The organism is Streptomyces sp. GQ60 (genome assembly GCF_059758875.1).
In genome coordinates, this window is record NZ_JCAXEG010000006.1 from 26,917 (window position 1) to 50,458 (window position 23,542).

General features: G+C 70.3%; 13 protein-coding genes. 10 read left to right on the top strand and 3 right to left on the bottom strand.

Translation table 11 applies throughout. From position 1 onward, the window contains the following. Positions 1–32: 32 nt before the first annotated feature. On the bottom strand, positions 33–2,963 hold the full coding sequence (locus AC6CKD_RS16665) for a glycoside hydrolase family 48 protein (RefSeq protein WP_498328181.1): 2,931 nt from the start codon (positions 2,961–2,963) through the stop codon (positions 33–35). A 266-nt stretch (positions 2,964–3,229) separates the two neighbouring features. Here AC6CKD_RS16665 and AC6CKD_RS16670 point away from each other — a divergent pair, with 266 nt between their 5' ends. Further along, entirely contained in the window at positions 3,230–3,352 is a 123-nt protein-coding gene (locus AC6CKD_RS16670; RefSeq protein ID WP_498328182.1) for a hypothetical protein, read from the top strand. 275 nt (positions 3,353–3,627) lie between these two features. Next, the gene (locus AC6CKD_RS16675) at positions 3,628–5,376 is read left to right on the top strand and encodes a glycoside hydrolase family 6 protein (RefSeq protein ID WP_498328183.1); all 1,749 of its coding nucleotides are present in this window, start codon (positions 3,628–3,630) and stop codon (positions 5,374–5,376) included. A 309-nt stretch (positions 5,377–5,685) separates the two neighbouring features. Here AC6CKD_RS16675 and AC6CKD_RS16680 read toward each other — a convergent pair whose 3' ends face one another. Continuing rightward, positions 5,686–6,765: a LacI family DNA-binding transcriptional regulator gene (locus tag AC6CKD_RS16680; RefSeq protein WP_498328184.1), complete on the bottom strand. Its 1,080-nt coding sequence runs from the start codon at positions 6,763–6,765 to the stop codon at positions 5,686–5,688. A 403-nt stretch (positions 6,766–7,168) separates the two neighbouring features. Between AC6CKD_RS16680 and AC6CKD_RS16685 the strand changes: the two genes are divergently transcribed. The 5 genes from AC6CKD_RS16685 to AC6CKD_RS16705 all read left to right on the top strand — a co-directional run bounded on the left by AC6CKD_RS16685 (position 7,169) and on the right by AC6CKD_RS16705 (position 13,731). Beyond that, positions 7,169–8,530: an ABC transporter substrate-binding protein gene (locus AC6CKD_RS16685; protein WP_498328185.1), complete on the top strand. Its 1,362-nt coding sequence runs from the start codon at positions 7,169–7,171 to the stop codon at positions 8,528–8,530. A 114-nt stretch (positions 8,531–8,644) separates the two neighbouring features. Beyond that, positions 8,645–9,706: a carbohydrate ABC transporter permease gene (locus AC6CKD_RS16690; protein ID WP_498328186.1), complete on the top strand. Its 1,062-nt coding sequence runs from the start codon at positions 8,645–8,647 to the stop codon at positions 9,704–9,706. A gap of 4 nt (positions 9,707–9,710) precedes the next feature. After that, positions 9,711–10,604, top strand: a complete 894-nt coding sequence (locus AC6CKD_RS16695; RefSeq protein ID WP_498328187.1) for a carbohydrate ABC transporter permease — start codon at positions 9,711–9,713, stop codon at positions 10,602–10,604. A gap of 110 nt (positions 10,605–10,714) precedes the next feature. After that, positions 10,715–12,157 carry a GH1 family beta-glucosidase gene (locus AC6CKD_RS16700; protein ID WP_498328188.1) on the top strand — a complete coding sequence of 481 codons (1,443 nt, stop codon included), beginning with the start codon at positions 10,715–10,717 and terminating at the stop codon, positions 12,155–12,157. 215 nt (positions 12,158–12,372) lie between these two features. Then, on the top strand, positions 12,373–13,731 hold the full coding sequence (locus tag AC6CKD_RS16705; RefSeq protein ID WP_498328597.1) for an ABC transporter ATP-binding protein: 1,359 nt from the start codon (positions 12,373–12,375) through the stop codon (positions 13,729–13,731). 52 nt (positions 13,732–13,783) lie between these two features. Here the strand turns inward: AC6CKD_RS16705 and AC6CKD_RS16710 are convergent, their stop codons facing one another. Beyond that, positions 13,784–16,507 carry a beta-L-arabinofuranosidase domain-containing protein gene (locus AC6CKD_RS16710; protein WP_498328189.1) on the bottom strand — a complete coding sequence of 908 codons (2,724 nt, stop codon included), beginning with the start codon at positions 16,505–16,507 and terminating at the stop codon, positions 13,784–13,786. 655 nt (positions 16,508–17,162) lie between these two features. On the opposite strand from AC6CKD_RS16710, the gene AC6CKD_RS16715 reads away from it, so the two are divergent. The 3 genes from AC6CKD_RS16715 to AC6CKD_RS16725 all read left to right on the top strand — a co-directional run bounded on the left by AC6CKD_RS16715 (position 17,163) and on the right by AC6CKD_RS16725 (position 23,539). Then, a complete protein-coding gene (locus tag AC6CKD_RS16715; protein ID WP_498328190.1) occupies positions 17,163–19,574 on the top strand; it encodes a SpoIIE family protein phosphatase in 2,412 nt (803 codons plus the stop codon). Positions 19,575–20,038: 464 nt separating this feature from the next. Next, complete coding sequence (locus AC6CKD_RS16720; RefSeq protein ID WP_498328191.1) at positions 20,039–21,145, top strand: ricin-type beta-trefoil lectin domain protein; 1,107 nt, start codon at positions 20,039–20,041, stop codon at positions 21,143–21,145. 408 nt (positions 21,146–21,553) lie between these two features. Beyond that, complete coding sequence (locus tag AC6CKD_RS16725) at positions 21,554–23,539, top strand: beta-galactosidase (RefSeq protein WP_498328192.1); 1,986 nt, start codon at positions 21,554–21,556, stop codon at positions 23,537–23,539. Positions 23,540–23,542: the final 3 nt, after the last annotated feature.

Sequence of the window (23,542 nt, forward strand, 5' to 3'; positions counted from 1 at the left end):
ACGCGGAGCTGCTCTTCAGGCGGGGCGGGCTGTTATTCGAGCAGCTCCGCGTACGAGCCCATGGCCAGGGCGATGTCCGCCTGGGCCCAGAACCGGTGGTACGTGAAAGCGGGGGCCGCGCCGCCCGCGAGGTAGGCCTCGATCTTCGGCCAGGCCGGGTCGTCCTGGTAGAAGGTGCGGATCGAGGCGAAGGTGGACGAGGAGTTCACCGCGTCGCCGTTCGGCATCGTGCCGGTCCACGTGCTGGGGATGTACACCGGGTTGGCGAAGCGGCTGTAGTCGGTGCGGGTCTCCTCGACGGCCAGGCCCAGGGGGTCCTGGTGATGGGCCCACATGCCGTCGAGCAGGGCCTTCGCGACCCGCTTGGCCTCGGCGTTGCCGGACTTCGCGGCGTAGTAGGTGAGGGTTTTGGCGTAGGCGGCGGCCACGCCCACGTCGTCGGTGTAGTCGGCGACGGTGACGTGCAGGTTCGCGTTGGCGCCGGGGGCGGACGCGTTCCAGGTGTCGGGCGCGCCGGACCACTTGAGGGTGGAGGGGATGCGGTACGTGCCGTCGGGGTTGATCGTGGTCTTCGACAGCGCCCAGCCGACCCACTTGTCGAGCACGGCCTTGGCGCCCGCGTCCCCGGTCTGTTCGTAGAGCTCGGCGACCCGCTCCATGGACCAGGCCTGGAAGCCGAACCACTGGTTGGACGCCGGGTCCTGGTAGACGGGCTTCTCGTCGTAGAAGAGCCCGTGGAAGGTCGGGGTGCCGGCCGGAGGCTGCGCGTACCGTCCCTGCCAGCTGTTGGTCGCGCCGCCCGCGATGGCGCCCTCGTCGGACTGGAGCCAGCGGTAGAACTCCAGCTGCCGGTCGAGGCTGGTCGCCCAGTCCGCCGAGCCGGTCGCCGACTTGGGCTTCAGCGGGGCGTACTCGCTGAGCGCGTAGGCGGCGAGGGGGTTCTGGTAGCCGCCGTGGGCGTGACTCGAGCCGATCCGCCAGGACCAGGCGGCCGCGGTGTCGGTGGCGCCGCCCCAGGCGTAGTACCAGGACATCAGGTAGTGCGCGCTGTCCTTGCCCGTGCCGGCGGGGCACGCGGTCGGGCCGACGCAGTTCCCGGCCTTCTTGAAGTACTTGTCGTACATGGAGTACCGCAGGTAGTCGCCCATCTTGGCCGCCTTGGAGACGGTCGCGGTGACCTGGGTTCCCTTGCCCTGCTCCTTGGCCCAGATGTCGGCCCAGTAGGCGGCCTGGATGGCGCGCGCGTCGGCGTCCGGGGCGTTGGTGAACTTCCACTGCTTGGCGTAGGAGGCGTCCCCGGTGAAGAGGTCGAGGTAGCCGTTCCTGCCGCCGTAGGCGAACTTGTCGCAGGTGGGGTGCGGAACCGTCTCCCAGACCGATTCCTCCGGTCCGCGCTGGAAGGTGTTGATGTACGAGGGTCCGGTCGCGGCCGGTCCGGCGGAGCACTTGCCGGGCTCGTTGCCGAAGCCGTAGACGTTGTCGACGTCCTGGAGCCAGTGCATGCCGTAGATGTCGTCCGTGCCGTACGTGCTCTTCAGCTCGCCCGCGATCGGGTCCACGCCGGAGGCGATTCCCCCGTCCAGCTTGGCCGGGTACTGCGAGGGGAGGTCGAGCTCGGGGGCGTAGGTGGCGGGCTTGGAGGCGTTGTAGGAACCCGTCGTCGGCTGGTCGGCGTGGGTGGGGATCATGAACTTCTCCATGATGTCCCACGCGCCGTTGAACTTGGTCCAGTCTCCGGTGATCTTCCCGTACATCGCCTGCAGCCAGATCAGATAGCTGTAGGCCTCCGAGGTCGTCTCGTGTCCGTGGTCCGGGGCCTCCACGATCAGCGTCTCGACGGAGTGGTACGGGATGCCCTCGGGCGAGAAGTAGCCGTTGGCCGGGTTGGTGATCTTCCCGTAGAGGTCCAGGAAGCGGGCGTCGTACGTGGAGTCGGCGGCCAGCTGGGCGACCGTCACCTCGGCCTTCGCGTGACCGGGGGCGGTCACGCTGAAGACGGCGGAGCCGCTGCCCGTGGTCCCGGCGGTCACGGTCACCTTCTGGGCGTTGTTCCAGTTCGCCGGGGTGAACGTGAGCGTGGCGGGCGCCGCGGCGAGGTCGGTGTTCCCGGAGGTGCGGGCGACGCCCACCGCCACGTTCGCGGCCGGCTGCTTGGACAGCTTCAGGTCGAAGGTGCCCGTCTCCCCGCGGCGTACGGAGAGCTGTGCGGGGGTGGCGACGAGTGCGGGGCCGGCGGCGACGGTGATGCCGACGGGTGCCGATTCGGCGGAGGACCCGAGGGTGTCGTAGGCCCTCGCGTAGAGGGAGTGGGAACCGGCCGCGAGGCCGGTGGCATCCAGGGTGAAGGGCGCCGTGGAGTCCGTGCCCAGGAGCGTGGTGTCGCTGTAGAACTCGACCTTGCCCACGGTGGCGCCGTCGGCCGCGGCGGCGGTGGCGGCGAGCGGGACGGGAGTGCCCGCCGTGTATACGGCGCCCGCGGTGGGGCTGGTCAGGACGGCGACCGGGGGCTGGTGGGCTCCGGCGCACGGGGTGCCGTTCACGGCGAAGGCGGTGGGGGCGGCGTTGGTCCCGCTGTACGCGAACTGGGCGCCGGCGGTGACGGCCGCGCCGGCGGCGACGGTCTTGTTCCAGTCCGCGGCCGTGACGCTGACCTTCTTGCCGGACTGGGACCAGGCGCCGTTCCAGCCGTTGGTGAGCTGCTGGTTGCCGGCGTAGTCGTAGCTGAGGGTCCAGCCGTCGAGCGGGCCGGCGGACCGGTTGGTGAGGGTGAGCTCGGCGGTGAAGCCCGAGCCCCAGTCATTGGTCTTGTAGTCGACGCTGCACTGGACCGCCGCGGTCGCTCCGGCTGCCGTAGTGGCTCCGACGGCCGTGAGACCGAGGGGGAGGGACAGGGAGACGGCCACGGCCGACGCCGTCAGCAGCTTGCGTCGGGCGTGTGGTCTGGGTGGGGGGTGCGTAGACATGCGGATGGTTCTCCTCGCGGCTCGGGGAGACGGGTGGGGAAGAACGATTGCGCACAAGCTCTGACCAGTGGGAGCGCTCCCACCATGCAGAGGCGGCACCTGCGGCGTCAAGATGCGTGAAGAGTCGAATGCATTCCGTGAGGAATTTACTCAACACCTCTTTTGCTTGGCGGTAGTTGACGCTACGGTCTGGCCCCAACCAGTGGGAGCGGTTCCATCAGTCGGCGCGCCGGCACAGTCCGACCCCGTCGCAAGGACTCGCCCAAGTGACATCGCCGCGCCTGTCGGCGCTGCTCGGCGGAGCAGCGCCGGCCTGGCGTGACGGCCGTACGGCCGCCGCCTGGCACGTCCACGGCTCCACCACCGCTTCCCCCAGCAAGCAACGCTGAGACTCCAACACCCCCCGCCCCGCCCGCCGTCCGGTCCGCCTTCCATCCGGGTTCCCCGGCTGACGGGCGAGGCCTGCGCGAACACCTGCGGTCACGCGGTCGTCCACGTCGTCGAGGCGTGGTCCGCGCCCGCGCCCTCCGTGCCGCGGCCGCACCCGGAACACCTGGAGCCGATCCCCAGGTGCGGCCCGACACCTCGAACGAGGGCAATCCATCCGATGCGCCGCCGGGCCGCGCGCCCGCCTGCGCACCCCCCATTGAAAGGCACCCACGAAATGAGCCGCACGATCCCCCGCACCGCACTTCTGGCGGCGCTCAGTCTGGTCACGGCAGCCGGCGCGACCGCGACGGTCTTCGGCACCTCCGCCGGCGCCGCCACCGCCGGCTGCAAGGTCGAGTACCAGGTCCCCAACCAGTGGAACACCGGATTCGGCGCGAACGTGATCGTCACCAACACCGGTGACCCGGTCGCCTCCTGGACCCTGGAGTGGTCCTACGCCAACGGCCAGCAGGTCACTCAGGGTTGGAACGCCACGATCACCCAGTCCGGCGCCGCGGTGACGGCGCAGAGCCTCTCCTACAACGGGTCACTGGCCACGGGCGGTTCGACGTCCTTCGGATTCAACGGTTCGCACACCGGCACGAACGCCGTCCCCGCGACGTTCAAGCTGAACGGCGTCACCTGCAACGGCGCGACCGACCCGACCACCCCGCCGACCACTCCCCCGACGACCCCGCCCACCACTCCCCCCACGACCCCGCCGCCGACCGGCGGCAAGGTCGACAACCCGTACGCCGGCGCCAAGATGTACGTGAACCCGGAGTGGTCCGCCAAGGCCGCCGCCGAACCGGGCGGCAGCAGGGTGGCGAACCAGCCCACCGCCGTATGGCTGGACCGCACCGCCGCCATCGCGGGTGTCAACGGCGGGATGGGCGTGCGCGCCCACCTCGACGCGGCGCTCGCACAGAAGGGCAGCGGCGAGATGGTCGTGCAGTTCGTGATCTACAACCTGCCCGGACGCGACTGTTCGGCGCTCGCCTCCAACGGTGAGCTCGGGCCGACGGAGATCGACAGGTACAAGACGCAGTACATCGACCCGATCGCCGCGATCCTCGCCGACCCCAAGTACGCGGGCCTGCGGATCGTCAACACCGTCGAGATCGACTCCCTGCCGAACCTGGTCACCAACGTCTCCGGCCGCCCCACGGCCGTCGCCAACTGCGACGTCATGAAGACCAACGGCAACTACATCAAGGGCGTCGGCTACGCCCTGAACAAGCTCGGGTCCATCGCCAACGTCTACAACTACGTGGACGCGGGCCACCACGGCTGGCTCGGCTGGGACGACAACCTGGGCGCCTCCGCGGAGATGTTCAAGCAGGCGGCCACCGCCGAGGGCTCCACGCTCTCCAACGTGCACGGCTTCATCGTCAACACCGCCAACTACAGCGCCCTGAAGGAGGACCACTTCAAGATCGAGGACTCCGTCAACGGCACCTCCGTACGCCAGTCGAAGTGGGTCGACTGGAACCGCTACACCGACGAGCTGTCCTACGCCCAGGGCATGCGGACCAAGCTGGTCTCGCTGGGCTTCGACGCCGGCATCGGCATGCTGATCGACACCTCCCGCAACGGCTGGGGCGGCACGGCCCGCCCTGCCGGCCCCGGCGCGCTGACGAACGTGGACACCTTCGTCAACGGCGGCCGCTTCGACCGTCGCATCCACCTCGGCAACTGGTGCAACCAGTCCGGCGCCGGCCTGGGCGAACGGCCGCAGGCGGCACCCGCCGCCGGCATCGACGCGTACGTGTGGGTCAAGCCTCCGGGCGAGTCGGACGGCGCGAGCAAGGAGATCCCGAACGACGAGGGCAAGGGCTTCGACCGGATGTGCGACCCCACCTACACGGGCAACGTACGCAACGGCAACAGCATGTCGGGGTCCCTCCCGAACGCGCCGCTCGCCGGACAGTGGTTCTCCGCCCAGTTCCAGGAGCTCATGAAGAACGCCCACCCGGCACTCTGACGCGGAACGGGTGACGAGCCCGGAGCCTTACGGAAGCACTCCCTTCCGCGGGGCTCCGGGCCTCGGCACGCCCGGAAGGAACGGGCCCCGCGAGGCCTCGTCCGCCGCTGACGCGCAGCTGCTGCCAAGACGAACGGCGGGCCTTCGAGCCGCGGCCGCCTAGGCCGCCCAAAGCACCGAGGGCACCGAGGGCACCGAGGGCACCGAGGGCACCGAGGCAACCGCCTTGTCGATCACCGCGACGCCGATCGGGTGAGGGGCGCGGGCTGCCGAGGTTCTGCCGGGCGCTCGGCAGGCCGCCGAAGCCGCTCAGGAGGAATCCCGCACGATCAGTTCCGTCGGGAGGACCCTGCGCGGCTCCTCGTCCTTCTCCCGCCCCGGCGCGGATCCCGCTCCGGGCGCCTCCGCGATCTTCTGGAGCAGCAGCCGGGTCATCGTGCGGCCCATCTCCTCGATCGGCTGGCGCACGCTCGTCAGCGGCGGGTCCATCAGACGGGCCACCGTCGAGTCGTCGACCCCGACGAGGGCCACGTCCTCGGGGATCCGCCGTCCGGCCTCGCGCAGCACCCCGCGCGCGCCGGCCGCCATCACGTCGGAGGCGGCGAAGACCGCGTCCAGGCCGGGGGCGCGCTCCAGGAGCTCGCGCATCGCCAGCCGGCCGCCCTCCTCGGTGAAGTCCCCGGTCGCCACCAGCGACTCGTCGGGCCGGAACCCGGCTTCCGCGAGTCCCGCGCGGTAGCCGCCCAGACGCGCGCGGGCCACGTACATGTCGAGCGGCCCGCTGATGGTCGCGATCCTGCTCCGGCCCCGCCCCACCAGGTGGGCGACGGCCGCCCGGCCCGCGCCGATGTTGTCGGAGTCCACGTAGGCGACGGGTTCGGCCTCGGAGCGGCGCCCGTTCATGACGACCGGCAGCCCCAGCCGTGCGATCCGGTCCGGCAGCGGGTCGTCGCCGTGGACGGACGCCAGCAGTACGCCGTCGACCCGCTGGGCGGCCAGGTAGTCCTCGAAGCGCCGCCGCTCGGCCTCGGTGCGGACCAGGGTGAGCAGCAACTGCTTGTCGGATTCTGCTAGTTCAGCGCTGACCCCGCGGATCAGGTCCAGGAAGTACGGCTCCGAGAACAACCTCGCCTCGGTCTCCGGGATGACGAGGGCGACCGCGTCGGTCCGGCTCCCGGCCAGCGCTCTGGCCGCCTGATTGGGTACGTACCCCAGCTCGGCGACGGCCCGGGCGACGGCGTCCCTGGCCTGTTCGCTCACCCGCGGCGAGCCGTTGATCACCCGGGAGACCGTGCCCCGGCCGACACCGGCCAGGGCCGCGACCTCTTCCAGGGTGGGTCTGCCGTTCTGCCGTCCGCTCACGACCCTCGTACTCCCCTCGTGCGACATCGCACTCCGCGCCGGCCCTGCCAGCTGATCAAGTGAATCGGGCAAGATGATGGACCCACCGCGTCGCGTGGACCACGTTACGCCGACACATCGCATGGGAGCGCTCCCACACTACTCTTGATTGCTTGGACACGCCACGCCCGCGTTCACAACCCGACGGGGCCGCGCCCGCGAAGTGACGGGTGAGCGCGCGTCGAAGGCCTCTGTGTAATGAATCCGCGTTCATCTCTTGACACTCGCACCCGTCAGGCAGCAACCTTCCGGCAACGACGTGGGAGCGCTCCCACTGTGGGATGCGAGAACGGCCTTCACATCAGGTCCGGGCAGGGCCCTCGCCGAGCCGCGAACAGCCCGCCGGATCCCCTGGCGCACAACGAGCACCACCTTGGACGAGGAGAGTGGAATGCGCACTTCCAGCAGCAGACACGGACGCGGACGCCGCACCGCCATCAACGCGGTCGCCGCGATCGCCGCAGTGGCGACCGGTACGGCCCTGCTCACCGGCTGCGGCAGCGACGGCGAGAACGGCAAGGGCGACGGCGCGGCCGGCGGCGAGCAGATCACGCTGCGGATCGGAACCTTCGGGTCCTTCGGCTACGACAACACCACCGGGGCCAAGCTCTACGCCGAGTACGAGAAGGCCCACCCCAACATCAAGATCGAAGAGTCGAACGTAGCCGACGGCCAGAAGTACTGGGACACGCTCAAGCTGCGCCTCTCCCGCGACAGCGGTCTCGCGGACATCCAGGCTCTGGAAGTGGGCTACATCGCGGAGGCGACCGGTCCGGCCATGGCGGACAAGTGGACCGACCTCGGCAAGACCGGCGGCGCGGACGTCGGCGCGTTCCTCGACTGGAAGGTCAAGCAGGCCACCACGGGCGACGGCAAGGTGATCGGCCTCGGCACGGACATCGGCCCGATGGCCATCTGCTACAACAAGGACCTCTTCGCCCAGGCCAAGCTCCCGACCGAGCGCGCCGAGGTCGCCAAGCTGTGGGCGGGCGACTGGGCGAAGTTCATCCAGACCGGTGAGACGTACAAGAAGAGCGCCCCGGCGGGGACCGCCTTCCACGACTCCGCGAGCGGCCTGTTCAACGCGGTGATCTCCAGCGAGCCGGTGCAGTACGCGAACACCAAGGGCGAGCTGGACTACGAGAACAGCCCGGGCGTGAAGAAGGCGTGGGACACCGCCGTGGCGGCGGCGAAGGGTGAACTGACGGGCAAGCTGCGCCAGTTCGACGAGAAGGGCACCTGGAACGCGGCGTTCAAGAACGCGAAGTTCGCCACCGTCGCCTGCCCCAGCTGGATGACCGGCATCATCAAGGAGCAGGCGGGCCCGGAGAACCAGGGGAAGTGGGACATCGCCGCGCCGCCCGTGGCCGGCAACTGGGGCGGCTCGTTCCTCGCCGTGCCGAAGTCGGGCAAGCACGCCAAGGAGGCGGCCGAGCTCGCCGCCTGGCTCACCGCGCCGGCCCAGCACGCCAAGGTCTTCGGCGTGAACGGCAACATCCCCTCCTCCAAGGACACCCTCGGCTCCCCGGCGGTCCAGGGCGCCAAGCTGCCGTACTTCGGTGACACCCCGGTCGGCAAGATCTACTCGGAGGCCGCGGCCGGCATCACGCCCGCCCCGATCAGCCGCTGGGACGGCCAGGTGAAGACCTTCCTCACGGACAACGGCATCCTCGACATCGAGCAGCGCGGCACCGACCCGGTGAAGGCCTGGGAGAACGTCAAGAAGCTGGTCGCCGACAAGATCGACCAGTAACGGGGGCAGTGTGACGGCCCGCCGCCACCCGCTGCCTCCCCGCGGGTGGCGGCGGGCCGTCAACCGTCCGCACCCATCGCATCACCGCACGCATCGACTTGGAAGGACGCCCCCGTGGCCACCTCCGTACGGGCGACGGGTGGCGGCTCCGCGCCGCCCGCCGCACAAGCCCCGGGCTCCAGCGCCGGCCCCGGCTCCCACAGGCAGCGGCGCTCGGACCGGAACGGTTGGCGCAGCACGCTCTACCGCCTCGATCTGAAGGCGATCCCGTACGTCTTCATCGCTCCCTTCTTCCTCACCTTCGCGGCCTTCGGGCTCTTCCCCCTCATCTACACGGGCTGGCTCTCCCTCCACCGGGTCGAACTCGGCGGCAGCGCGCAGTGGAAGGGGATGGAGAACTACAGTTCCCTGGCCACCAGCGAGTTCTTCTGGAACGCGCTCGGCAACACCTTCACCATCGGCGTGATCTCCACGGTTCCCCAGCTGCTGATGGCCCTCGGCCTCGCGCACCTGCTCAACTACAAACTGCGGGGCCGCGGCTTCTTCCGCGTCGCAGTGCTCGCCCCGTACGCCACCTCGATCGCGGCGGCGACGCTCGTCTTCGCCCAGCTCTTCAACACCGACTACGGCCTGATCAACACGGCCCTGGGATGGGTGGGCTTCGAACCGGTTTCCTGGGAGTCCTCCAAGTGGCCCGCCCAGATCGCCATTTCGACGATCGTCACCTGGCGCTGGACCGGTTACAACGCACTCATCTACCTCGCGGCCATGCAGGCCGTGCCGCAGGACCTGTACGAGGCCGCGGCCCTGGACGGGGCCTCGCGCTGGCGCCAGTTCCTCAGCGTCACCATCCCCTCCATCCGGCCGACGATCCTCTTCACGGTCATCGTCTCCACGATCGGTGCCACTCAGCTCTTCGGCGAACCGATGCTCTTCGGCGGCAGCGTCGGCATCAGCGGGGGCAGCGGGAACCAGTTCCAGACGCTGAGCCTGCTCATGTACGAGAAGGGCTGGGTGACCGGCGCACTGGGCCAGGCCTCCGCCATCGCCTGGGTCATGCTCCTGCTCCTCCTGCTCATCGGCGGCATCCAGGCCCTGATCTCCCGCTCGAACCGCCGTCGCAGCCAACGCGCCGGCAGCCGCGCCGGCCACATCCGCACGAAGGCGGGGAGCTGAACCCATGGCCCGCACACTCGACAAGACCACCGCCGCGGCGCCGCGCGCGAGGCGTCTGCGCTCATCGGCCGGCCGGCAGCACCATGCGGGACCGCTCACCTACGTCCTGCTGGGATTGGCCGCCCTCGTCTCCCTCTTCCCGCTGTACTGGAACCTCGTCGCCGCCTCCCACTCGGGCGAGCGCGTGGTCGAGGCCCCGGCCCCGCTCCTGCCCGGCCCGCGGCTCTTCGACAACCTCACCTTCGCCTGGAACCAGGTAGACATGGGCGAGGCGCTGGTCAACACGACCATCGTGGCCGGGCTCGTGGCCCTGTCGACCGTCCTGTTCTCCACCCTGGCCGGCTTCGCCTTCGCCAAACTGCCCTTCAAGGGCCGGGGCGCCCTGCTGGCACTGGTGGTGGCGACCATGACGATTCCGCCGCAGCTCAGCGTCATCCCCCTCTACCAGATCATCACCGACCTCGGCTGGGTCGACCAGCTCCAGTCGGTCGTCCTGCCCTCGCTGGTCGCCGCCTTCGGCGTCTTCTTCATGCGCCAGTACCTCATCGAGGCGCTGCCGGTGGAACTGGTGGAGGCGGCCAGGATGGACGGTGCGCACAGCCTGCGCATCATCTGGCACGTGGTCTTCCCGGTGGCCCGGCCCGCGATGGCGGTCCTCGGCATGCTCGTCTTCGTCCAGGCCTGGAACGACTTCTTCTGGCCCTTCATCGCCCTGACCCCCGACGGCAACCCGACCCTCCAGGTCGCCCTGGCCGGTCTCGGCGCGGGCAACCACACCGTCGACCAGGCCGTCGTACTGACCGGCGCACTCATATCGACCCTGCCGCTGCTGCTGGTCTTCGCCGTACTCGGCAAGCACATCGTGGGCGGCATCACCGCCGGCGCCGTCAAGAACTGACGGCGTTCGTCGAGGACGGCCCACCTCGTCGTCCTGTTCGCGCCCGCCCTCTTCCGGCACCGGTTCATCCGGCACGTCTTCAACCACACTCACGTTGGGAGCGCTCTCCTATGACCGCGTCCGAGACCCGTCCACTCGCCGCCACCCGCACCTTCCCGTCCGACTTCCTCTGGGGCACGGCCACCGCCGCGTACCAGATCGAGGGCGCCGCCCGCGAGGACGGACGGACCCCGTCCATCTGGGACACCTTCTCCCACACCCCGGGAAAGGTCTTCGAAGGCCACACCGGCGACGTGGCCGTGGACCACTACCACCGCTTCCCCGAAGACGTCCGCCTCATGTCCGAACTCGGCCTGGGAGCCTACCGGTTCTCCGTCTCCTGGTCCCGCGTCCAGCCGACCGGCCGGGGACCGGCCGTACAGAAGGGCCTGGACTTCTACCGCAAGCTGGTCGACGAGCTGCTCGCCGCCGGCATCGCCCCCGCCCTCACCCTCTACCACTGGGACCTCCCCCAGGACCTGGAGGACGCGGGCGGCTGGCCCGAGCGCGCGACCGCCGCACGGTTCGCCGAGTACGCGGGCCTCGTAGCCGATGCCCTCGGAGACCGGGTGAAGCACTGGATCACCCTCAACGAACCCTGGTGCAGTGCGTTCCTCGGCTACGCCTCCGGCGTGCACGCCCCGGGCCGCACCGACCCGGTCGCCGCCCTGCGCGCGGCCCACCACCTCAACCTCGGCCACGGCCTCGCCGTACAGGCCCTGCGCGCCGCACTGCCCGCGGACGCCAAGCTCGCGGTCTCCCTCAACCTCCACGAGGTCCGCCCCCTGACTCCCTCGCCCGAGGACCAGGACGCGGCCCGGCGCATCGACGCCGTCGGCAACGGGATCTGGCTGGGCCCCATGCTGGAGGGCGCCTACCCCCAGGACCTCCTCGCGGACACCGCGCACCTGACCGACTGGTCCTTCGTCCGGGACGGCGACACCGCCACGATTCACCAGCCCCTGGACCTGCTCGCCGTCAACTACTACACCCCGACGGTCGTCTCGCGCGTCGCGCCCGGCGACCAGAAGCCTCAGGACGACGGCCACGGCAACAGCGAGCACTCCCCCTGGCCCGGCGCGGACGAGGTCGCCTTCCACCGGGCGCCGGGCGAACGCACCGCGATGGGCTGGCCGGTAGATCCGGGCGCCCTGTACGACCTGCTGACCCGGACCGCCGCCCGCTACCCCGGACTGCCGCTCGTGATCAGCGAGAACGGAGCGGCGTACGAGGACGAGACCGGACCCGACGGCACCGTCCACGACCCCGAGCGCGCCGCCTACGTCCACGCCCACTTGGAGGCCGTGCACCGGGCGATCACCGACGGGGCGGACGTACGCGGCTACTTCCTCTGGTCGCTGCTCGACAACTTCGAGTGGTCGTACGGGTACGCCAAGCGCTTCGGCGCCATCCACGTCGACTACGACACTCTGAAGCGCACACCCAAGTCGAGCGCGCACTGGTACGCCAGCGTGGCCCGGACGGGAGAGCTGCACGCTCCTGGCGACGCGTAGCCCACGGTGCCGCACCGCGGCGCGGTGGACGGGTTCCGTTAGCGGGTGATCGCGGCGGCTCCTCACCCGGTGTTCCGGTGGGAGTCGCCGCGATGCTGTTTCGGCTGCTTCGGTCTTGCTCCAGGTGTTCCCCCGGCGTGGTGACGTGGGCTAGCTTCTGGCCTCATCTCCCCCACGGCCCCCATCCCACCATCCCCAGCTCCGGGCGGATCTTCATGAGTCGTTCCATTGCGTTGCGCGACGTCAGCAAGAGCTACGGCCGGGACTCCCACGCCGTGGAGCACTTCTCCCTCACCGTCGCACCGGGCGAGTTCCTGGTCCTGCTGGGCCCATCGGGCTGCGGCAAGTCGACCGTCCTGCGGATGATCGCAGGACTGGAGGACATCACCGAGGGCGAGTTGTTCCTCGACGGCGAGTACGCCAACCACATGCCGCCGAGCGAGCGGGACATCGCGATGGTGTTCCAGAGTTTCGCGTTGTATCCGAACATGACGGGGCGGGGCAACATCGGTTTTCCCCTGAAGCTACGCGACCCCCGCGGTGATCACGGGCCTCAGGTGGAGGCGACTGCCCGCATGCTGGGCATCGAGGACCTCCTCGACCGCTTGCCGGGGCAGCTCTCCGGCGGCGAGCGCCAGCGCGTTGCGATGGGGCGGGCCATCTCACGCCAACCGTCGGTGTTCCTGATGGACGAGCCGCTTTCGAGCCTGGACTCGAAGCTGCGCGGCCATCTGCGGGCCGAGATCGCCCGACTCACCGCGCAACTGGGCGTCACCACCGTATATGTGACGCACGATCAGTCCGAGGCCATGTCTCTCGGCCATCGCGTGGCGGTCATGCGCGGCGGTGTCCTCCAGCAGGTCAGCACACCGCGCGACACCTACTCCCTGCCGGCGAACGTGTTCGTGGCCGCGTTCATCGGCACGCCCCGCATCAGCCTGCTCCAGGCGGTGGTCCACGCACCGCTGAACGCCGGGATGTCCGTCGATCTGGGACGGCAACGCCTCCCCCTGCCCGAACCGCTCAGCACCGATCACCAGCTCCTCCGGATCCAGCAGGAGCGCCCGATCATCGTCGGCTTGCGGTCGGAGGCGGTCAGGATCGCACCTCCGAGCCAGGCACGGCCGGGCGAGGTGCCCATCACGGGCATCGTCGAGCACGTCGAGTACCAGGGGCACGAGGCCCTGGTCCACGTGGACACGGGTTCACGCCCCGCAGTGGTGACGGATCTGGAGTCCCCCCGGCAGCCGACCATTCCCAGACGCAGCCACAGGCAGCACCAGAGCGGCCTCGGCCGGCTCAGAGACCGGGCCAGGGAACGGCTGTCCGGTTCGGTCGCGGTCCTGGAGACGCCGCCGTCAGCCCACGACACGGACGCGAACACCGCTTCGCCGCGACAGGGGGCGGTGCGCAGCGACCTCGTGGTGCGCACGGGACCCCACGTCCGGGTGCGGGTGGGCGCCCAGATTCCGCTGCTGGTCGATCTGGGGCAACTGTACGTGTTCGATCACACCGGGCGCCGGATCTGTCCGGCACCGGTCGAACTCCCCTCCCTGGATGAGTGGTCAGGGTGAACGCGGAGTCCGCCGATGCGAGTTGGAGCCGGAACCGAAGCAGGACTCCGGGTCAGATGAAGCGCCACAGGTGGTCGGTGGTGCCGTTGTCGTCCCATAGGACGGTCTGGGCTCCCCGGGCGGTGGAGGCGCCCGAGACGCCGAGGACGCGGCCGCTGCCGGCGCACTGGATCTTGAAGGTGTCACCGCCGCCGTGGCGCAGGCGCCATCGGTGGTCGGTGGCGCCGTTGTCCGTCCACTGGACGATCCGGGCGCCGTTGGCGGTGCCTCCGTTCGCCACGGCGAGGACCTTGCCGCTGTGGGAGTTGCGCAGGCGCAGGTAGCCGCCGGTGTCGACGACGGCCGTCCAGAGGTGGTCGGCGGTGCCGTTGTCGTCCCACTGGACGGCGGCGCCGCCGTCGGCGGTGGACATGTCCCGGATGCCGAGGACGAGTCCGCTGTTGACGTTCTGGACGCGCTTGGCACCGTTCGGGACGAAAGCCCACTGCCCGGAGAGGGCGCCGGTGTCGGGTACCTGTACGGCTGCGGCGCCGTTGGCGGTTGAGCCGCCCGCGATGCCGAGCAGCTTGCCGGTGTGGACGTTGCGGAACTCGTGGTGGCCGTTGCCGGCGTCGACGACGGTCCAGCGGTGGTCGGCTGTTCCGGTGTCGGCCCACTGGAGGATCGGGGCGTTGTCGGCGGTGGACATGTCCTTCACGCCGAGGACCTTGCCGCTGTTGAGGTTGCGCAGCCGCAGTGCGGCGCCGTCGACGATGAGGAGCCAGTCGTGGTCGGGGGTGCCGGAGTCGGTCCACTGCAGGGCGAGGCCCCCGTCGGCGGTGGACATGTCCCGAATGCCGAGGACGAGTCCGCTGGCCGCGTTGACGAGACGGAAGCCGGAGCTGCCCGTCCGCCAGTAGACGGTGTAGTTGAAGCCCTGGGCGTCGTGGAACGGGCCGAGGCCGACCTTCGTGCCGTTGGCGGTGGCGGTGAAGGCGAGGGCGGTGCTGCTGGTGCGGGTGATCGAGGAGGGGTCCAGGGCCGGGAGGGCGGACAGTGCGGTGCTGCCGTAGTCGCCGGCGAGGACGGCGGGGCCGTAGGTGATCGCCGCGACAGCGGGGTTGTCGTTGGCGGCCTGGAGGGCCACGCGCATGGGGAGCTTGACGGTGACGGTGTCGCCGGAGGCCCATGACCGGGTGAGGGTGGCGTAGGTGCCCGGGTTGGCCGTGATGGTCTGCGCGACGCCGTTGACGCTGACGGTGGCGCCCGAGGTCCATCCGGGGATGCGGACGCGCATCGACCAGGTCCCGCCGACGCTGCCGGTGATCTTGAGCGTCGTGGTGTCGGAGGCCGGGTAGGAGGTGGTCTGGGTGACCGTGATGCCTCGCTGGGTCCAGTTCAGGACGGAGGGGAGGAACAGGTTCACCGTGAGGGTGGTGCCGTCGTGGAAGTAGATGGAGTCCATCAGCTTGGTGTTGGACTCGACGCCCGTTCCCTGGCAGCACCAGAACGTGCCGTAGTCGGTGCTCCAGGTGCCGCCGCCCCAGGCCGGGCCGACCCCGCGCCGGCCACCCGGGTTGAGGGGGGTGAAGTAGGTGACGTGTCCGTGTGGGTCGGCGGGGTTCTGGGCGCCGATGACGTGGTTGAGCAGCGCCTTCTCGTAGAAGTCGAAGTACGACGCCCGGTCGGGGTCCAGCTGCCAGAGCTCTCGGGTCAGCTTGAGCATGTTGTAGGAGTTGCAGAGTTCGCAGGTGTCGCGGACGAGGAAGGCGGAGATGGCGTTCGGGGCACGGAAGTGTTCCGCCTGGCTGTTGCCGCCGATGGCGTAGGTGTGCGAGGTGGTGGAGATCGTCCATGCGTTGGCGGCGATGTCGCGGTAGCGGGTCGTCCCCGTGGCCTTGTACTCGCGCACGGCTCCGATCCACTTGGGTACCTGCGTGTTGGCGTGCAGGCCGTCCAGTCGGTCCAGGTTCGCGGCGAGGGGGTCGAAGACCGCGGCGTGGTCGAACCGCTGGGCGGCGCTCAGCCAGCGTGCGTCGCCGGTCTGTTGGTAGAGGTCGGTCAGCACCTCGTTCATGCCGCCGAACTCGACGCCCAGCGACGCCTGCATCGTGCTGCGGCTGAGTGCGGCGGTGCGGCGGTCGACCCAGCCGGCGAGCGCGAGGAGCACGTCGCGGGCCTGTGTGCTGCCCATGAGGCGCCACACGTCGAGCAGACCGGCCATGGTCTTGTGGATGCAGTAGTACGGGACGTTGCCGTTGTTCAGCGTCCCTGATTCGAGGCTGGTGAAGTCGTTCTCGGGGAAACCCGAGAGGTAGCCGGCCGAGAAGCCCGCGGTGGGGTTGTTGGCCTGGCATTTGGCGAGTTCGGCCACCATGCGGTCGGCCTTGTCGCGGCAGGCGGTGTCCCCGACGGCGGCGTACGCCTGGGCCCACGCCGTGAGGAAGTGGCCCTGCACGTGGGTGCGGAAGGGGAACGCCGGGTCGTCCCAGCCGCCGGTCGGGGCAGCGGCGTTGGTGGAGAGCCGGTGGTTGGCACGGAAGTTGTACAGCAGGCGGTCGACGTCGACGAAACGGAGATAGGCCAGCGTGCGGTTCTGATTGTCGAGCCATCGACTGCTGGAGAGCCGGACCTGACCGAGGTCGAACGGGAACGTCCACACTCCGACGTCGGACCTGACCGGTGGCGCGGCCGCCGCGGCGGAGGCGAAGCCGAGGACGGGGGTGAGGACGGGGCCGGCGGCCACGACACCGGCCGCCTTGATCAACGAACGGCGGCTGAAGGGGTGAGTCGGCAAGGAGAACTCCCTGGTCCGTAAGCGAAGGAGGCGGGCACGGGATCGGGTGGGCAGCGCAGGAGGCGGTGCGGGCCGCCGGCGAGCGGTCGCGTCGCGTTCGCTGCGTCCATGTACTGCTGGGGAACGGGGCCAGCGTCGGGGGTTGCGGCAGCCAAGGAAGCGGCGGGCAAAGTTTGTTGGGCTTCAACCGGATGCCGCAGGTGCTGCCGAACCAAGGGGCGGTCGACATGACCGATGGACATCCGGGTGCCGGCGCCGGATGCCGTCGAAGGAGATGCTGATGGTGGAGCCCTTTGCGCGGGTATGCGTCGCCGTCCTGAGAGGTGCGGCGCCCACCCGCTGCATGAGTGTTAACGCTCACAATTGGCGTGTCAATGCTTTCGGCGACTCTCGCCGACAGCCGCCGGGCCGTCCCTCCGCGCCGTGCTCCCTGTACACCGCGTCGGCGCCATGACCACCGGCGCGGCCCATCGGGGCACATTCCCCCTGCCCGCCCAGGAGCGCTAACGGCTGGCTTCGACTACTCCTTGCCCTTCATCCGGTACGGAAAGCGACCGAAGGGGCACGCTAGTCCCCGCGGACCTAGGCTGGAAGCAGCCGTTGGACACCGGTCCCGGCGAGCACCGCTGTCCGGACGGAGGCGTGGCGCGTGGAGATGGCTGCCAGGCAGGATGCCCCGACCGCCTCCCTCGTGGTCGACGCGGACGGTACGGTCAGCGGCTGGAGCGAGGGTGGGCGACTGCTCCTGGGTTGGACGGCGGAAGAGACCGTGGGGCGGCCCGTGGCCGGCCTGCTGGCCGAGCGGCCACCCGGCCTCCCCGGCCACCGCGGCGTCGGCTCCGGCCTCACGGGCATCGTCCCGCTGCGCCACCGGGACGGTTCCACGGTGGACGCCGTACTGACGTCCCATGCGCTGTGCGGCGCCGGCGGCCGTCCGCTGGGCCACGTGGTGACAGCCCAGCCCTGGGGTGGCCGTCCGGTGATCGCGGACCGGGCCTTCGAGCAGTGCCCCTTCGCCCTGGGCGTCTACGACCCTGAGCTGCGCTTCTTGTGGGTCAACGCCGCCGCCTGCCGGGTGATGGCGCACTCCGAGGAGCAGGTGCTCGGTGAGAAGTACCGCGAGCTGTTCCCCGAACTGGACGACATGGCCTACACCGGCCGGCTCTCCGAGGTGGCGAGGACGGGCGAGCCGGCACGTCTCATCACCGTCTTCCGCCCGCTCGGCAGCAACTACGCCAATGCCTGGGCCACCAGCATGTGGCCCGTCCGGGATGCCGAGGGCAGGATCGGCGCCGTCGCCAACTGGGGATTCGACATGAGCGCCGAGTACTGGGCTCGGCAACGCCTGCTCATCCTCAACCGGGCCGGCGGCGGCATCGGCCGGACACTCGATGTGATCGGCACCGCCCAGGAACTGGCCCGGGCCCCGGTGCCGGGATTTGCCGACCTCGTCAGCGTGGATCTCTTCGACGAGGTGCTGCGCGGCGAGGAACCGCCCTCCGGGTCAGCCTTCGTCCCCGACGAGACCATCGCACTCAGCCGTGCCGCCCGGCACAGCGCGAAGGAGGACACCGACCTGGCGCCCGGGCCCACCACCCAGGTCGGCCACGCCCCCGGTTCCGTCGCCGCGCGCTGCATGGCCACCGGCACGTCCACGGTCGAGCTCGCCGCCGAGCCGGGCCAGGGCGGCGAATGGGCCTTCGGGCCCGGGCTCGCCGCCGACCCGGCCCACTGGCCACCGGGCAACCCGGTGATCGACGGGTCCATCGCCGCGGACGGGCTGACCGGCCGGATCACCGTGCCTCTCCGGGCGCGCGGCGCGCTGCTCGGCGTCGTCACCTTCTCCCGCAGCGCCCGGCCCGAGGCCTTCACCGCCGACGACCTGATCCTCGCCGAAGAGCTGACCGCCAAGGCAGCCGTCGCCATCGACAACGCCCGCCGGTACTCGCGCGAGCGCACGACCGCGCTAACCCTGCAACGCAGCCTGCTGCCGCAGGTGCTGCCGAACCAAGGGGCGGTCGACGTGGCATCCCGCTACCTGCCCGCCGGAACCGGCGCGGAGGTGGGCGGTGACTGGTTCGACGTCATTCCGCTGTCAAGCGCCCGGGTCGCCCTGGTCGTCGGCGATGTCGTCGGCCACGGCCTGCACGCCTCGGCGAGCATGGGCAGGCTGCGTACGGCGGTCCGCACCCTCGCCGACGTCGACCTCCCGCCGGACGAGCTACTCACCCACCTTGACGACTTGGTCCTCCACCTGTCCAGCGACCTTCGGCCGGCCGACCACTTCGAGGCGACCGGCGAGTTCGGGGCAACGTGTCTGTACGCGGTCTACGACCCGGTCTCCCGCCGCTTCACGCTGGCGAGCGCCGGCCATCCGCCGCCGCTGATCATCGCTCCGGACGGCGCCAGGACCTCGGTACGCGCACGACCTGGACCGCCGCTCGGAATCGGTGGGCTGCCTTTCGAGGCCACCGAAATCGAGCTGGCCGAGGGCAGTCTGGTCGCCCTCTATACCGACGGGCTGGTGGGAAGCCACGAGCGGGACGTCGACCGGGGGATCATCGAACTGCAGCGGGTCCTCCACCACGGGGCTCCCTCGCTGGAGGCCCTGTGCGACTCGGTGATGGACACCATGCTCCCCGAACGCCTTACCGACGACGCCGCCTTGCTGCTCGCTCGCACGCACGCTCTGGACCCGCACCATGTCGCCACCTGGGAAATCGAGCCCGACCCCGCGCAGGTGCCGCGTGCCAGGAAGCTGGCCGTCAACCAGGTGGACGCCTGGGGTTTGGAGGAGACGTCGTTCGTCACCGAACTGGTCGTCAGCGAACTGGTCACCAACGCCATCAGATACGGCGAGCCACCGATCAGGCTGCGACTGATTCGCGATGCTTCGCTGATCTGCGAGGTCTCCGACGCCAGCAACACCGCTCCGCACCTGCGCCGGGCCCGCACCTTCGACGAGGGCGGCCGCGGCCTCTTGCTCGTCGCCCAGCTCACCCAAGGCTGGGGCACCCGACAGACCGCCCGCGGCAAGACGATCTGGTGCGCGCAGCCCCTCCCCTAGGCCGGTTAAAAGCCCCGCGATCAGGCCGGTCACGACGGCGAGCACCCCCGCCCGCCTGTTGAGAGGCGCCTATCTTGGGTCACCTATTGACGGGGGCACTCAGCATGCCTACTGTCCTGCGACGGAACCGACCGGATTCCACGGATCAGGAATCCTCGGCACTCCAAGTGACCGTCCTCAGGCGGACGTTCATGCCGTCGGGCGCACTACTAGGCGGCGCCTCCCGACGGAGCGGCTTGCGGCCGCCGTGCGGCGCCGCGTCCCGGGACACGGCGCGGTTCAAGGAACGGTTCAGGAGCGACGGCTCCTGTGACACGGGCCTGCCCGGCGGACGTTCGAGGTCCGCACGGCATCGACCTTCACCTCGGCCGACCCTGCTCCCGGCACACCCCCGCGGACGGACAGCCGCACGCGGGAAAGAGGGCCCGCCGATGGAGCAATCACACACAGAAGAGGACGCCCGCATGAGAAGGCCTTGGTTTCTTCCCCTCATCGCTCTGGTCGCCGCCACGCTCGGGGTGGCAGCCCTGGGTGTGCCCCCTGCCTCCGCCGCCTCGACCACGCCGCTGCGGGTCATGGCGTTGGGCGACTCGATCACCTGGGGTGTGGGGAGCAGTACGGGCAACGGCTACCGGGGACCGTTGTGGGACAAGCTGGCCGGAGACGGCCATCCACTGGACTTCGTCGGCACGTTGCGGGGCGGTTCGATGTCCGACGCCGACAACGAAGGCCACTCCGGATACCGCATCGACCAGATCGCGGCACTCGCCGACGCCTCCCTGACGCGGTACCGGCCCAACGTCGTGACGCTGGAGATCGGCACCAACGACCTCAACGGGAGCTACCAGCCCACCACCGCCGCCGCGCGGCTGAAGGCGCTGGTCAACCAGATCACCGCCGCCGCCCCCGACGCGACCGTCCTCGTGGCCTCCCTGGTGGTGTCCACCAGCGGCTCGGAGGAGCAGTACAGGGCCGCGTACAACCAGGCAATCCCTCAGATCGTGAGCGAGGCACAGGCAGCGGGCAAGCGCGTCGCGTACGTGGACATGAGCAGCCTGACCACCGCGGACCTGGCCGACGCCCTGCATCCCAACGACGCGGGCTACCAGAAGATGGCAAGCGCCTTCCACCGGGGCGTCCAGGCCGCGGACAGCGCCGGGTGGCTGCGGAATCCGGCCCCCGCCGCCGCACGCGTGGAGTCCGGCACCACCGGCAAGTGCCTGGATGTCGGCGGCGCCAACCGGGCCAACGGGACCGCCGTCCAGATCTGGGGCTGCGGCGGCGGCGCCAACCAGCTCTGGTCCGCCTACACCGGCGGCACCCTGCGCTCCATGGGCGCCTGCCTCGACGCCGCCGGCGGGGGCACCGCCAACGGCACCAAGGTGCAGATCTGGGCCTGCCACGGCGGCTCCAACCAGATCTGGCAGCCCTACAACGGCGGTTACCGCAACCCCGCCTCCGGCCGCTGCCTCGACGTCCCGGGCTTCTCCACGACCGACGGCACGCAGCTCCACCTGTGGGACTGCCACGGCGGCTCCAACCAGAAGTGGACCGCCCTGACGGCCGGATGACCCCCGCTCCCGGGACCTGAGCCCGTTGTCCGGGCTCGGGTCCCGGGACAACGCCGAATCGGCGCGTGGTCGTACGACGGACCTCGCGCCGTCCGGCATGTCCAACGCCGGGTTCACGTCGCGCACCTCGCAAGCCGAGGTTGTAGCCGGATCTGAATCCCTCGAATCGAAGCGCTTCGACGCCATCACCAGCACAAACGGGCGCTGGCGGTCCGGCAGACGTCAATCTCCGGGTAGAGGGCCTTGTTTCCCACGAAACTTGTCCGTTACTTTTTGTCGCCTCAAGTGAAGCGCTTCGACGATCGCCGTAAGAAGGCCCGTCGTCTCGTGTTGCTTCCACCGGCTCTGGCCTTCGTCAGAGCACGACTCCACTCGACTCGACTCGACTCTCGTACCCGAGGGACCGCCATGACGACGCGCAGCATCACCGACCGCCTGGGCGGCCTGGCCTTCGGCGGGGACTACAACCCCGAGCAGTGGGACGAGCCGGTCTGGAAGGAGGACGACGAGCTCATGAGCCGGGCCAAGGTCAACCTGGCCACGGTGGGCGTCTTTTCGTGGGCCCTGCTCGAACCGGAGGAAGGGCGCTACGAGTTCACCTGGCTCGATGCCCACATCGATCGCCTGCACGCGAACGGCGTGGCCGTCGACCTCGCCACCCCGACCGCTTCCCCGCCGCCCTGGTTCACCCTGGCCCACCCCGATGCGCTGCCGGTCCGGGCCGACGGCACCCGCCTCGTCCACGGCAGCCGCGACGCCTACTGCCTCGCCTCCCCCTCCTACCGCCGCGCGGCCCGCCGGATCGCCTCCGCGCTCGCCGAGCGGTTCGGCGGCCACCCCGCCCTCGCGCTGTGGCACGTGCACAACGAGTACGGCACGCTCTGCTGGTGCGACCACGCGGCCGCCGCGTTCCGGGTGTGGCTGCGTGCCCGCCACGGCTCGTTGGACGCCCTCAACGAGGCCTGGGGGACGGCCTTCTGGAGCCAGCGCTACACCTCCTGGGAGCAGGTGCTTCCGCCGCGCGCGACGCAGTACCACAAGAATCCCGGCCAGACGGTGGACTTCCACCGCTTCTGGGGCGACGAGATCATCGCCGCGTACCGCGAACAGCGCGACGCGATCCGCGCGCACAGCGACCGCCCGGTGACGACGAACCTGATGCTGCCCTACTACCTGAGGCTCAACCTGTGGGCCTTCGCGCGCGAACTCGACGTCGTCAGCTCCGACCAGTACCCGTCCGGGACGGGCACGGACTCCGCAGCCCACGTGGCCTTCTACGCCGACCGCTCCCGCTCCCTGGCCGGCGGCCGCCCGTGGCTCCTGATGGAACAGGGCACCAGCACCGTCTACGACGGCGACCAGGTGCTCGGCAAGGAGCCCGGCGAGATCCTGCGCCACAGCCTCGGCCACATCGCACGCGGTTCGGAGGGCGCACTCTTCTTCCAGTGGCGCCAGTCCCGGGCCGGTGCCGAGGCCTGGCACTCGGCGATGCTGCCGCACGCGGGTCCCGACAGCCGCATCTTCCGCGAGGTCACCCGGACGGGCGAGGCGGTCGCCCGGCTCGGCGAGCTGGCAGGGTCCACGGTCACCGCGCGGGTCGCCGTACTCGACGACCCGGACGCCATGTGGGCGCTGGAGGCGGACGGCCTGCCCTCCGCCCGGCTGGATTACCACGCGCCGCTCGCCGGGGCGCACCGGGCGCTGTGGGACGCCGGCGTCACCGCCGACTTCGCGCACCCGGAACACGAGTTGAGGAGCTACCGGCTGGTCATCGCCCCGTCCTTGTTCCTGCTGTCCGACAAGGGCGCCGAGAACCTGCGCCGTTACGTCGAGGGCGGCGGCACGCTCCTCGTCCAGCACGCGAGCGGATACGTCGACGACCGCGTGCACGCCCGGCTGGGCGGCTATCCGGCGGGCCCGCTGCGCGAGGCGCTGGGCATCCGCGTCGAGGAGCACCGGCCGCTGCGGACGCAGGAGCGCATCACCCTGTCGGACGGGTCGCACGGCACGGTCTGGAGCGAATCCCTGCGCACCGAGGGCGCGCGGACGCTCGCCACCTACACCCACGGCATGCTCGCGGGCTGCCCCGCCCTGACCCGGCACCGCTACGGCACCGGACAGGGCTGGTACCTCTCCACCCTCCTGGACGACGCCGACTACGCCGCCCTGGTCGGCCGCCTGTTGAAGGAGGCCGGTGTCGGGCCGGACGTGCCGGGCCTTCCGGCCGGTGTCGAAGCCGTCACCCGGCACGCACCCGACGGCCGCCGCTGGCAGATCCTGCTCAACCACGACGCCGAGGCGCTGCCCCTGCCGGTACCCGCCCACGACCTGCTCACCGATGCCCTCGCGCACGAACTGCCGCCCGGCGGCTGCGCTGTTCTGCGCGTGCACTGACCT

Coding starts and splice junctions, on each gene's coding strand:
- AC6CKD_RS16705 (WP_498328597.1), top strand. CDS start 12,373: ATGAGTCGTTCCATTGCGTTGCGCGACGTCAGCAAGAGCTACGGCCGG.
- AC6CKD_RS16675 (WP_498328183.1), top strand. CDS start 3,628: ATGAGCCGCACGATCCCCCGCACCGCACTTCTGGCGGCGCTCAGTCTG.
- AC6CKD_RS16715 (WP_498328190.1), top strand. CDS start 17,163: ATGGCTGCCAGGCAGGATGCCCCGACCGCCTCCCTCGTGGTCGACGCG.
- AC6CKD_RS16685 (WP_498328185.1), top strand. CDS start 7,169: ATGCGCACTTCCAGCAGCAGACACGGACGCGGACGCCGCACCGCCATC.
- AC6CKD_RS16700 (WP_498328188.1), top strand. CDS start 10,715: ATGACCGCGTCCGAGACCCGTCCACTCGCCGCCACCCGCACCTTCCCG.
- AC6CKD_RS16725 (WP_498328192.1), top strand. CDS start 21,554: ATGACGACGCGCAGCATCACCGACCGCCTGGGCGGCCTGGCCTTCGGC.
- AC6CKD_RS16695 (WP_498328187.1), top strand. CDS start 9,711: ATGGCCCGCACACTCGACAAGACCACCGCCGCGGCGCCGCGCGCGAGG.
- AC6CKD_RS16680 (WP_498328184.1), bottom strand. CDS start 6,765: ATGTCGCACGAGGGGAGTACGAGGGTCGTGAGCGGACGGCAGAACGGC.
- AC6CKD_RS16665 (WP_498328181.1), bottom strand. CDS start 2,963: ATGTCTACGCACCCCCCACCCAGACCACACGCCCGACGCAAGCTGCTG.
- AC6CKD_RS16720 (WP_498328191.1), top strand. CDS start 20,039: ATGAGAAGGCCTTGGTTTCTTCCCCTCATCGCTCTGGTCGCCGCCACG.